The organism is Paenibacillus xylanexedens (genome assembly GCF_017874615.1).
Classification (GTDB): domain Bacteria; phylum Bacillota; class Bacilli; order Paenibacillales; family Paenibacillaceae; genus Paenibacillus; species Paenibacillus xylanexedens.
Genome location: NZ_JAGIKV010000006.1, coordinates 83502 through 96056, shown reverse-complemented (window position 1 = coordinate 96056; position 12555 = coordinate 83502). Strand labels below are relative to the sequence as shown.

The 12555-nt window shown below is 47.4% G+C and carries 9 protein-coding genes; 8 read left to right on the top strand and 1 reads right to left on the bottom strand.

Going from position 1 to position 12555, the window contains the following annotated elements; all coding sequences use genetic code 11:
• Positions 1–234: 234 nt before the first annotated feature.
• The 4 genes from J2Z28_RS09770 to J2Z28_RS09755 all read left to right on the top strand — a co-directional run bounded on the left by J2Z28_RS09770 (position 235) and on the right by J2Z28_RS09755 (position 7169).
• Positions 235–1149 (top strand): FAD binding domain-containing protein, encoded by a 915-nt coding sequence (locus J2Z28_RS09770; RefSeq protein WP_211082274.1) that lies wholly within the window; start codon positions 235–237, stop codon positions 1147–1149.
• Positions 1150–1182: 33 nt separating this feature from the next.
• Complete coding sequence (locus tag J2Z28_RS09765) at positions 1183–3711, top strand: molybdopterin cofactor-binding domain-containing protein (RefSeq protein WP_211082272.1); 2529 nt, start codon at positions 1183–1185, stop codon at positions 3709–3711.
• Positions 3708–4226, top strand: coding sequence for a (2Fe-2S)-binding protein (locus tag J2Z28_RS09760; RefSeq protein ID WP_211082265.1), 519 nt, complete (start codon positions 3708–3710; stop codon positions 4224–4226). Before J2Z28_RS09765 ends, J2Z28_RS09760 begins: the two co-directional genes overlap by 4 nt.
• Positions 4227–4589: 363 nt before the next feature.
• The gene (locus J2Z28_RS09755) at positions 4590–7169 is read left to right on the top strand and encodes a glycosyl hydrolase (RefSeq protein WP_211082263.1); all 2580 of its coding nucleotides are present in this window, start codon (positions 4590–4592) and stop codon (positions 7167–7169) included.
• Positions 7170–7251: 82 nt separating this feature from the next.
• Here J2Z28_RS09755 and J2Z28_RS09750 read toward each other — a convergent pair whose 3' ends face one another.
• The gene (locus J2Z28_RS09750; protein ID WP_211082261.1) at positions 7252–7665 is read right to left on the bottom strand and encodes a DUF6198 family protein; all 414 of its coding nucleotides are present in this window, start codon (positions 7663–7665) and stop codon (positions 7252–7254) included.
• Between the two features lie 123 nt (positions 7666–7788).
• Between J2Z28_RS09750 and paiA the strand changes: the two genes are divergently transcribed.
• The 4 genes from paiA to J2Z28_RS09730 all read left to right on the top strand — a co-directional run bounded on the left by paiA (position 7789) and on the right by J2Z28_RS09730 (position 12532).
• Positions 7789–8307 (top strand): spermidine/spermine N(1)-acetyltransferase, encoded by a 519-nt coding sequence (gene paiA / locus J2Z28_RS09745; RefSeq protein ID WP_211082259.1) that lies wholly within the window; start codon positions 7789–7791, stop codon positions 8305–8307.
• A 691-nt stretch (positions 8308–8998) separates the two neighbouring features.
• Entirely contained in the window at positions 8999–10081 is a 1083-nt protein-coding gene (gene glpX / locus J2Z28_RS09740; RefSeq protein ID WP_211082258.1) for a class II fructose-bisphosphatase, read from the top strand.
• Positions 10082–10255: 174 nt separating this feature from the next.
• Positions 10256–11305, top strand: coding sequence for a LacI family DNA-binding transcriptional regulator (locus J2Z28_RS09735; RefSeq protein WP_211082256.1), 1050 nt, complete (start codon positions 10256–10258; stop codon positions 11303–11305).
• A gap of 54 nt (positions 11306–11359) precedes the next feature.
• Positions 11360–12532, top strand: a complete 1173-nt coding sequence (locus J2Z28_RS09730) for a Gfo/Idh/MocA family protein (RefSeq protein WP_036613779.1) — start codon at positions 11360–11362, stop codon at positions 12530–12532.
• The last annotated feature ends 23 nt before the right edge of the window (positions 12533–12555 follow it).

Below are 12555 nucleotides of genomic sequence, written 5' to 3'. Positions count from 1 at the left end.
GGCAGTCTGGTTGGCCTGTTTGTCTTCTTTTCACGTATGGTGAAAGAGAGCCTATGTTAGCTTTCGATAGATCATAATGCATCAAGCACAAATAGAACGCAGGTTTTATACATTTATCCAAAACGATGTGAAGGTAATTGACGTTGCTGCTGAACTCTCATATGATTTGAAGAATTATTTGGATTAGACGGTTGAATTTCCTGCCCATGGAAGAGAGAGAAAGGGGATGCAGCGATGGTAACACCGACATACGGTTCTGGAGCATTGCCATCGGTATGGCAACCTGAGAATCTGCAAGAGCTGCAAACGTTAAGAAGTAGACTCAAGGGGATATGTCGTTTTACGGCAGGCGGAACATTGCTGCGAACCCAGTGGGAAGGTGGCTTGATTCCAGCGCCTGAACACATGATTAGTCTGGCTCGTATTCCTGAAATGAGCGGTATATCTAATCGTGGAGATGAGCTGGTCATTGGAGCCATGACCCGATTAAAGGAATGTGCTTCACAAGCATTGCTGCATCAACTGCCGATCCTGCAGGAAGCGGTGAATGCAATTGCTGCTCCTTCCATTCGCAATGTGGCAACCATTGGCGGGAATGTTGTATCCGGAGTCGGGGATACACTGACTGCTTTGCTTGTATATGATGCGGAGCTGCACTGGTTGACGGACAGCGGAATTGAGATCCGCAGTGTGTCTTCCTGGCTTCAGGGTGGACGGGATGGCAGCCGTAATCCAGGGGATGTATTAATCTCGATTCATATTCCGATGAGATCGTCCTCTATGCTTGATGTGGAAGGTGAGTACAGACCTGTTGCACGAGAAGTTTCCTTTTACCGCAAGCTGGGTAGAAGGGAGACGTTCAGCGCATCGCTGGTTACGGTTGCGTTATATGGTGAGATTGATTTGGATAACCGCTGGACCAAGATTGCGATTGCGGCTGGTGGAGGCTCAGGCATGGCGATGCGACTTCTGGATTCGGAACGACAGCTTCTTGGTAGCGAAGCTACTGTTATGCAAGCGGCGACTCTTGCAGCTGCTGTGACTGACGAATTTACGACGTATGGCGATGCATTTGCAACAGAACATTATCGCAAACAGACCGCGGGCAACATACTTGGCGCCGGGCTATGGGAAGAACTTCACGAATAGAAGACTTCGATCACACAAAGGGGGAGAGGCATCATGCTGCTGAATCGGAAACAGAGCGGGAAACGCTGGCACCTGCGGCCAGATGGGGCACCCAAAGTTACAGGCCAGCTTCAATATCTGACGGATATGACGCTACCTGACATGATTCATGGCAGAGTATTGCGAAGCGAATATCCTCATGCTCGTATACTGTCTATAGATACTTCGGAAGCTGAGGCGTTGGAAGGTGTCTATGCGGTTCTGACCTCCAAAGATGTGCCTGGACTGAATCGTTTTGGTATTGCGACCCCGGATCAACCTGTATTCTGCGAGGATATTGTACGTTATGTTGGTGACGCCATTGCAGCGGTTGCTGCGGATTCCCCGGAACGTGCGGCGCTTGCGCTGGATGCGATTCGCGTAGAGTATGAGGAACTTACACCTCTGAATAGTACAGACGCTGCATTGGCTCCAGGTGCACCAGAGTTGCATGAGCATGGTCCAGGTAATGTGCTGCATCGGACGGAGATCAAACGTGGAGATGCCGAGCAAGCCTTTGCCACGTGTGATCATATCGTGACAGAGACGTATTATACGCCTCGCCAGATGCATGCGTACATGGAGACAGAAGGTGGCCTGTTTGTCCCAGATGAAGAGGGAAGGCTGAATGTATACGCGGCAACGCAACATGGTTATAAAGACCGGATGCAGCTTGCGCGAATCATTGGTTGTCCTGAAGAAAATATCCGGGTGGTGTCTTCACCGATTGGGGGTTCATTTGGCGGAAAAGATGAACTAAACGTACAGCCTTATGGTGCACTACTGGCCTTGAGATGCGGACGTCCTGTGAAAATGCATAATTCTCGTAAAGAATCCGTGCGTGCAGGGCTGAAACGGCACCCAATGAAGATTGAAATGCAGACTGGCATGAGTCGAGAAGGCATCATACAGGCGCATCGTGTCCGCATTACAGCAGATACAGGAGCGTACGCCACACTTGGCGCACCCGTGCTGAACTTCTGTACCGAGCATTGCCTTGGACCCTACGCCATTCCAAATGTGGATGTGGAAGGTGTGTCTGTGTATACGAATAACGGGCTGTCAGGTGAGTTTCGCGGATTTGGCGGGAACCAGGCGATTTTTGCCATGGAAGGCCAGATGGATCGGCTTGCAGCAATCATGAACATGGACCCTTGGGAGTTCCGAAGACGTAATATGAGGGAAAAGAATGATCCTGGACCGCTGAATCAACGGATTCTGGTTACGGATGGACTTTCACAAGTATGGGAGGCATTGGATCGTTCTGAATTGTGGCAAAAACATCAGCATCCCCCGGCAGATCCTTCTATGCCGCCGTGGATCAAACGCGGAGTCGGAGCAGCCATCGCCATGCACGGTGCAGGGCTGGGTTACGGCATTCCGGACCCTGCGGGAGGCCGCCTGTCCCTGAACAACGAAGGCAAGATTGAGGTGGCGTTCAGCTACGAGGAATTTGGTCAGGGGCTCATTGCAACGTTGGAAATTATGTTGTGTGATCTGTTCCAATGCAGTACATCGGATCTCAGTATTATCATCGGCGATACGGATCGTGTGCCCCACAGCGGATCAAGTACAGCTTCACGTTCAACAACGATGGCATGGATGGCTCTTCAACGCTTGCAGACTCCATTTCGTTCCCGTGTTCTCGCTGTCGCGTCTGAAATGTCAGGCGTTCCGGCAGATGAACTGTTAACAGGACCTGGTGGTGTATGGCGCAAAGGCCAGCTTCCTGCCGAAACTTCAGAAGTAGAAACAGATGTGCAAGGGACAGGAAAGAGCGAGAAGAAAGTAGCATTGGCGCTGGAAGGCGTAAATCAAACGTCTGAAGAAGCAGGAAAACTAGAGAAGGCTGAAAGAACTAAAGTGGCTGATATCGTTGCTGGAGGGACTGAAAGTGATCAAACTGCTGAAAGTAGTTATTTAGGTGCATCTCAATACCTGGCGAAAGAGGGAGTTTCATCAGGCTTATTGATCTCGTATGCTGAACTCGCGACGCAGGGCGAAGCCGATGAATGGATTTTCGATACAAAGTTCGATTATCCAACTACGCCGGACAATGTGGTAGGCGGGCATTATTTGTATACGTATGCGGCGGTTGCGGCAGAGGTGGAAGTAAATACTTTGACCGGAGAAACCAAGCTTCTTGATACGCGCCATGTTGTTGCGGCAGGTCCAGTTATCAACCCGATGGGTTATATCGGACAGATTGAAGGCGGCAGTGTCATGGCGCTTGGATTCACGTTAACGGAGGATGCGGTCATGCAGGACAGCCGTTATGTAACCACGAACCTCGACACGTATCTGATCCCAACCATTCAGGATATTCATACCAATCTGGAGGTTGAGGCTATTGAAGACTTGCCCGAAGGGGATTCATTTGGCCCTAGGGGGATCGGTGAAATTGGTTCCGTAGCACTTGCGCCAGCCATAACAGCTGCAATTCATCAGGCAACAGGCGTATGGGTTAACCGTCTTCCTGTACCGAGGGAACAACTGGTCCGACCTTTAAATGTACCTTTGCAGGAAGGAGTGAGTCCATCATGAGTAAACCACTTGAGAATCACTGGACAGCCGTTGTGAATGGCGAACAGAAACATCTGGAGATCGCGCAAACGACCCGACTTGTCGATGTGCTTCGGACTCATTTGCAACTAACGGGTACCAAAGTATCCTGCGAAATTGGTCGCTGCGGCGCATGTATGGTTCTAATGGATGGAGAGCCCGTGAACTCCTGTCTTGTCATGGCTTATCAATGTGAAGGCAGTGACATTATGACGATTGAAGGTCTGCACGGCGAGGAGAAAGGCACTCTGCATCCGATTCAACAGGCTTTTGTGGAGGAAGGTGGCTTTCAGTGCGGCTACTGTACTCCAGGCATGGTGATCTCAACCAAGGCATTACTGGATGCATATCCTGAGCCTTCTCAAGAACAGATTGAAACGGGATTATGCGGAAATCTGTGTCGTTGTACCGGCTACGGTGGCATCATTCGGGCGGTACGCAAGGCAGGGGAACGCTGTGTGGTGAAAGAAACGTCTGCCGAGGAAACCGTAAGTTGAGCCGGGACCTAGGCCGAAGACATAAGCAAGGGCAATTGAAGAAATATACGTGAAAAAGCATCCAAATAGGAATGCTTTTTTTTGTTGTTTATCAGTTTTTCTTTCAAGTACACATCTAATGTGAGATGAAGTTTCATACGCTAAATTGATTAGATTATGAACCGTTTTCGTCAATTATCAAGTCGGATGAGAGAAAGGAAATATAATGTTCAAAGTACTGGTACAAAAGAATTTCAAACATTCTCATTCACCATATATTTACAAATATTGGTGTGCGTGCTATGTTTAAAATGAAAGCGCCATCATGAATGGGTTCATTGACATTTCATTATCATATTTCACTTGGGAAGGAAGATGGAATTGATGAAAAATTTGCTCAAAAAGGCAACCGCAATGATGCTAGCATTGGTCCTACTGCTTGGATTAATGACAGCGCCCGTTCATGCAGACACACCATTGTTCACCATCGAAAGCGAAGATGCGCAGCTCACCCCGGATCTTCAAGTGGTTACTTCAATCTATGGGCAGCCCAAGCCCGGATTCTCAGGTGCCGGATTTGTCTGGATGCAGAACTCTGGCACACTAACCTTCACAGTTACTGTCCCGGAAACCGGCATGTACGCAATCTCCACACGATATATGCAGGAGCTTAGTGCAGATGGCAGGTCACAAAATTTAATCGTAAATGGTGTTACGAAAGGGGCGTATATGCTGCCTTACACGACAACATGGTCAGACTTCGATTTTGGCTTTCACAAGCTGAATCAGGGTGCCAATACGATTGAGCTGAAGGCTGGCTGGGGCTTCGCGTATTTTGACACCTTCACAGTGGATCATGCGGATCTGGACCCCTTGAATGTACAACCAGTTCTGAGTGATCCTGAAGCTACACCGGAAACTCAAATTTTGATGAATTATTTAACGGAGGTATACGGAAACAATATTATTTCTGGTCAGCAAGAAATCTATGGAGGAGGGAATGACGGAGATTCGGAGCTTGAATTCGAATGGATTCATGATCTGACCGGAAAGTATCCGGCAATCCGTGGCTTTGATCTGATGAATTATAACCCGTTGTATGGTTGGGAGGACGGTACAACTGATCGCATGATTGATTGGGTGAATAACCGTGAAGGTATTGCAACAGCTTCCTGGCATATCAATGTACCTCGTAATTTCAATACGTATGAGCTTGGGGACTTTGTGGATTGGAAAGAGGCTACCTACAAGCCGACAGAAACGAATTTTAATACAGCCAATGCGGTAATTCCCGGTACCAAAGAGTATCAATACGTGATGATGACCATTGAGGATCTGGCAGAACAATTACTGATTTTGCAAGATAACGATGTGCCAGTGCTTTTCCGTCCGTATCATGAAGCAGAAGGCAACGGCGGGCTGAACGGGGAAGGTGCATGGTTCTGGTGGGCTTCGGCAGGTGCAGAAGTGTACAAAGAGCTATGGGATCTGCTATATACCGAACTGACCGAGACGTATGGCTTGCACAATCTGATCTGGACCTACAACAGCTACGTATACAGCACTTCTCCTGCCTGGTATCCGGGCGATGATCAGGTAGATCTTGTCGGATATGATAAATACAATACGATCTACAACCGTTATGACGGCTTGTCCGGCGTACCGAATGAGGATGCAATCACCTCGATTTTCTATAAGCTTGTTGAGTTGACGAACGGTACGAAAATGGTAGCCATGACGGAGAACGATACTATTCCAAGTGTGAAAAATCTGACCGAGGAGAAATCAGGATGGCTGTACTTCTGCCCTTGGTATGGCGAGCATCTGATGAGCTCTGCTTTTAATTACCCGGCAACATTGAAAACGCTTTATCAAAGTGATTATGTCATTACGCTGGATGAGCTGCCAAATCTAAAGGTTAACAATCCCAACCCCAGTGCATCCATCACACCTGGAAACGTTGAATTTGACAAATACACATCCAATCAAAGCGATAAAACCGTAACCGTGAATGCAAACGGCAATACGCTAACTGCTCTCCGGGCGGGCAACAATGCGTTGACCGCAACAACAGACTATACCTTGAACGGAAGCACATTGCTGCTGAAAAAAGCTTATCTGGCAACCCTGCCAGTTGGTGAGCATTCGATTGTTCTGGATTTTAATCAAGGCCAGGACCCTGTGTTAAAAGTCAAAATTGTGGATTCAACACCGGGTACAAATGCTGTAATTTCTCCTGTGAATGCAACATTTGATAAAGCGACGAATCCCGCGCAGGATATTAACGTCTCTCTCACCCTAAATGGCCGTCAGCTTACAAGCATCACAAAGGGGGATGCTACGCTTGTATCCGGTCAGAATTATACAGCATCCAGCTCTGCTGTTGTTCTGAACAAATCCTATCTTTCCACGCTTCCGCTGGGCCAGAACGTATTGACCTTTCACTTCAATGGAGGAAATAACGCTGTGCTAACAGTGAACGTCGTAGACAGCACGGTTATTGTGCCAGCAGGGGATTTGACGATTCAAGCTTTTAACGGCAATACAAGTGCATTGACCAACGGCGTCTCACCCAAGTTCAAGTTGGTCAACTCAGGCAATTCGGCTATTCCGTTGAGTGATGTAAAACTCCGGTATTACTATACAATTGACGGGGAGGAGGCTCAGAGTTTCTGGTCCGACTGGGCCAGTATGGGCAGTGCGAATGTAACGAGCAATTTCGTTAAACTGGCGACTCCAGTTGCCGGAGCAGATCATTATCTGGAAGTGGGCTTTACAAGTGCGGCGGGATCGCTGAATGCGGGCCAGAGCGCAGAGATTCAAACACGCTTTTCCAAAAACAATTGGACGAATTACACACAGACTAATGATTACTCGTTTAAGGCAACCGATAGTCAGTTCGCAAACCATGATAAGGTTACCGGGTATGTGAACGGACAGCTGGTATGGGGAATTGAGCCGTAAAGGTAGATAGCACGTTTAATGGGCTGGATCAGGGTTTGAACCTCTGATTCAGCCTTTTTATGGTGTAGAAGGTGTACACCGATTAGACGGAATGTTCTTTTTCACTTGTAGTATGTGACGATGTATCCATGTCTGTTAATATGTGATCTATTATCCTTTTCGTATGGCCCATGATGAACTGAAGAAGCACACCTGCACAACATACGGTTATCAACGTTCCAAGCCCGATCGGTCCACTGAGCAGAAACGCCAGAATTAAAAATACAAGGTAAATGAATGTTCTCGATACAAATAAGGGTGTTTGAGTGATTTCATGCAAGATTAATGTTAAGCGGTCAATCGGAATGGGTGCAAAATTGGTCTGTAAAAGCCCCACATGATGGGACAGCCCTACCAGAAGTGCATCAAACGGTGAGGTGCCCAGTTCAGATTGGATGGTAAGGGAGATGCCAAGTGTTAAGATGAGAATACCTGCGACAAAAAGTACATATTTCAAATTCATTCAACCTCTTTTTCAATATTATGTTGCAAATACAACAAAATTGAGCTAAATTCAATGTAACCCTTTTTTAGTGCATTTGCAACAAACGATTAACTTGATAAAGGAACGTGAATATAGATGACGATTCGTATAGAGATATGTACCATTGAACATGTATGTGAACTGCAGGAGATTAGTTATGAGACGTTTAATGAAACGTTTAAAGCGCAAAACTCACCCGAAAACATGAAAGCTTATCTGGAAAAGGCGTTTAATCGGGAGCAATTGGAAACGGAACTGTCCATTGCGGATTCACAATTTCTTTTTATTTATGTCAACAATAAAGTTGCAGGGTACATGAAGGTGAATATCAATGATGCTCAGTCTGAGGATATGGGTGTGGAATCTCTTGAGATCGAGCGGGTATACATCAAAAAAGAGTTCCAAAAACATGGCCTGGGTAAAGTGCTACTCCATAAAGCCATAGAGATGGCAAAAGAACATCACAAAACGAATATTTGGCTAGGCGTGTGGGAGAAAAATGAAAATGCCATTGCATTTTATGAAAAGATGGGGTTTGTACAGACAGGAGCTCATGCTTTTTACATGGGAGATGAGGAACAGATTGATTTTATAATGACCAAAAAGATATTGTAACTGGATCATCGAGTGAAAAGCTTGGGAGAAAAATGCTATTGAGCAGAACTCTTTCGGGCTTTTTCATGTTTTGCCAGAACCGTTGAATCATAAAATGAAGAAATTGGCGAAGGTTAATACATAACAAATATTATGTAAACTTATTATTTTCGATGACCTTCATAAGCTGCATCTATGGCTTTAGCAAAAGTTAAAGGCCTGATTAATACATAATTAACAGGAATATTTTGCTCAATAATCGTGAAGGTAATAGCCTGATCTCAAGGATCATCAATACAATTTATTAGTTTATTTCTACGTTTGGACAGTCAGCCGAAAATCGTTTTCGTTCGTAGTTTGTTAGATAGCGTTAAGTTCTTAATAATCAGTAAATAAGTTGTATATACCTCATGTTAAAAGAACTTTTTGCGCATGAAACGGATGTGTTAATCCACCATGTTGAATTATTTAGTTTTAGAGCGGAAAATGAAAATTAAAATTAATATTTCAGGTGAGAAATCAGGAGGATTGGACTCTTAAAACCAGTCGAAAAAAGGAGCGAAATCGATCAATATATTAATTGGATAAATAAGGGATGAATCGTTAAAAAGGCGCTACTACGCCGATTATAGATCAATTTCATATGGATTTGCGATGGATTTAGTACCGCTTTCACGTTATGCTTTTGGAAATTGGAAAGGAAGTGGGAAAAATGGAACGCGAACTGGCGTTGGAAATTGTCAGAGTAACAGAATTGGCTGCGTTAGCTTCAGCACCCTGGATGGGACGAGGCGACAAGAACAGTGCAGATGAAGCGGCTACTTTGGCCATGCGCGCCATGTTCGATTCCGTGTCCATTCGCGGCACGGTGGTAATCGGTGAAGGAGAAATGGATGAAGCACCCATGTTGTACATCGGCGAGGAAGTAGGCAACGCTGAGGGGCCTGAGGTTGACGTGGCTGTAGACCCGCTCGAAGGTACAGAAATCGTGGCCAAAGGACTAAACAACGCTCTATCGGTTATTGCAGTGGCGGGAAAAGGTAACCTGCTCCACGCACCGGACATGTATATGGAGAAACTGGCGGTAGGGCCTGCGCTTGTAGGCAAGGTCAGCATTGAAGACCCGGTTGAAGTCACACTGGAGAAAGCCGCTGCCGCATTGAACAAAAACATCTCGGACCTCACTGTGATGATTCTGGATCGTGTGCGACACGAGAGTACCATCAAGACGCTACGCAAGGTTGGCGTACGGATCAAGTTTCTCAGTGACGGTGATGTTGCGGGTGCGATGGCACCGGCCTTCCCGGAGGCGGGCATTGATCTGTATGTCGGATCTGGAGGAGCGCCAGAAGGTGTGCTGGCTGCCGCAGCGCTATCTTGCCTTGGGGGTGAGATCCAAGGTCGTCTGATGCCTGCCAACGCAGACGAATTCCAGCGCTGCTTGCAGATGGGGATCGATAATCCTTACAAAGTGTTAACGATGCAGGATATGATCGGCACAGAGGATGTCATTTTTGCCGCAACAGGTGTGACGCCAGGTGAGATTCTGGGAGGGGTACGATATCTTGCGGATGATCGGGCCGAGACCGATTCGATTGTTATGCGTGCCAAAACCAAAACAATTCGGTTTATTCGTTCCCAACACTTTCTGCCGAACAAAGAAGTGCTGCACAAAGTAAGACAGCTCCAATTCACGCCAGAACCCTCGTATCGCATTCCGAGTCATGCGAAAACAATGGAGCAGGCTGAGTTTAGTCAATCCTCCGTTGATCTTGGCGTTACAACGACGTTGTAATTGATCCTTATTAGTAGTTAAAAGGATGGGGAATGGGTTCAATCCATTCCTCATCTTTTTTGTGTTAAAAGCATTGACAACGGTTACATGGCATGAGAAAATGTACGCGCGTACATAAATATCGATTTTTAATTATTACATCATTAATAGGTGAGCTAGAAGGAGGTGAAATTCATGGCATCTCGTAAAGAAGTGGCTGATCTTGCGGGTGTTTCCGAGGCGACGGTCTCCCGGGTGCTTAATGGGGTAGGCCCTATTAAAGAAGAGACACGCCGCAAGGTTCTTGAAGCTTCCGAACAGTTAGGCTATGTGCCCAGCGCGCTTGCTCGCAGTTTTGCCAGAAGTAAAAGCGGAAACCTTGGCGTGGTATTACCTTATGTTCCGAAGGCGCATCTGTTCTCGGCGTATTTCTTCTCGGAAATGCTGAGTGGGATTGGAAGCAAAGCCAGAGACAATAGCATGGACCTGTTGGTTATGTTCCGAACACCCGGTGAAGTGATGAATTATACGGATTTGTTCCGGCGTCAGAAAGTGGACGCTTGCATTATCCTTGGTGCCAGAGATGATCATGAAGAACTGGCGGCCATGCAGCAACTTCATCAGGAAGGACACCCATTCTGTGTCATGAATCAGCATTTTGAGGGCCAATCGTTTACGGAAGTGGATGCGGATCATGTGGAAGGAAGCAGACTTGCCATACGTCATCTTACGGATCAGGGGTATCGCAAAATCGCTTTTCTCAATGGTCCAGACAGCTATTCCAACAGCCAGGAGCGAATGGAAGGCGTTCGTCTTGGCCTGCAAGAAGCAGGTATGGAGCTGGAGCCGAGTCTATTGCTTAAAGGGAATTATAGTAGAAGAAGTGGCATTGAGGCGGCAGCGATTGTAGCAGATCGCCTACATGAGATTGATGCTGTATTTGCGGCCAATGACCGGATGGCCATTGGTGTCATGCATGGTTTACGTGAGCGGGGAATAGAGCCTGCGGATTTTCCGGCATTTGTGGGTTATGACGACTCCGATGCCGCCGAGATGGCGGTTCCGCCGCTGAGCAGCGTCAGGGTTCCATTTTTCGAAATGGGTGAACTTGCAGTATCGAAGCTTATGCATGGGTCTGTGGGTGATACACATAAAGCGAATAACTCTGATGTAGCGGTAACCGAATCTGCGAGAGCGTTGTTGCCTACCGAACTGATCATCCGTGCTTCTTCTATCCGTCAATAGTTTATTGGTACACAAATTGAAAGACTTTTTATTATTCCAAAGGAGGAAATGACCATGTCAAATCGTCTTCGTGTCGGAATGGTTGGATACAAATTTATGGGGAAGGCCCACAGTAATGCCTATCGCAGTCTGCCGATGTTTTTCCCGTCTGCTCCGCTGCAGCCTGAGATGTCTGTGATCTGTGGACGTAACGAGCAGGGAGTGCAGGAGGCAGCGAATCAGTTCGGCTGGTCCGAAAGTGTAACGGATTGGCGCGAACTGGTGAAGCGGGATGATATCGATCTGATTGATATTAACGCGCCAAGTGATGCCCATAAGGAAATTGCGTTGGAAGCAGCTCGTCAGGGCAAACATCTGTTTTGTGAGAAACCACTGGCCCTGTCGCTTGCGGATTCGCGTGAGATGCTTCAGGCAGCAGAGGATGCTGGAGTCGCTCATATGGTCGGGTTCAACTATCGTTTCTCACCAGCGGTGCAATTAGCGAAGGATCTGGTGGAGAGCGGACGACTGGGTAAAATCTATCATTTCCGTGCATTTTTCCTGCAGGACTGGATCATGGACCCTTCGTTCCCGCTCGTATGGCGTTTGCAAAAAGAAGTGGCTGGCTCCGGTTCCCATGGGGATCTGGGTGCGCATTTAATCGACTTGGCTCGTTTCCTTGTTGGTGAATTCCAGGAAGTCATCGGTATGAGCGAAACCTTCATCAAAGAGCGTCCGCTTGCAGCCGAGATGACCGGGCTGAGTGCAAAGGGCAGTTCGAATGCGGATGCACCGAAAGGAGAAGTGACCGTCGACGACGCTACGTTGTTCCTGGCACGATTCGCAGGAGGGGCGCTGGGCAGCTTCGAGGCTACACGCTTTGCAGCAGGGCATCGGAGTACGAACTCGTTTGAGATTAACGGCAGTCTCGGCAGTGTACGATTTGATTTTGAGCGGATGAACGAACTGGAAGTATATTTCACAAAGGATGAAGAGGACGTACAGGGATTCCGCCGTGTACTGGCGACCGATCCGGCACATAAATATGCCGAAGCCTGGTGGCCTGCCGGACATACAATTGGATTCGAGCACACGTTCACACATGAAATGTTGGAGCTGGTGACAGCGATCTCTGAAGGACGACAACCATCACCAAGTTTCCACGATGGGGTCGCTTGTCAGGCTGTACTGGAAGCGGTAGAACGTTCGGTAACAGAACGGCGCTGGGTGACGCTTGAAGAGATGTGAGCAAGCAAAACAGTGACGTCAGA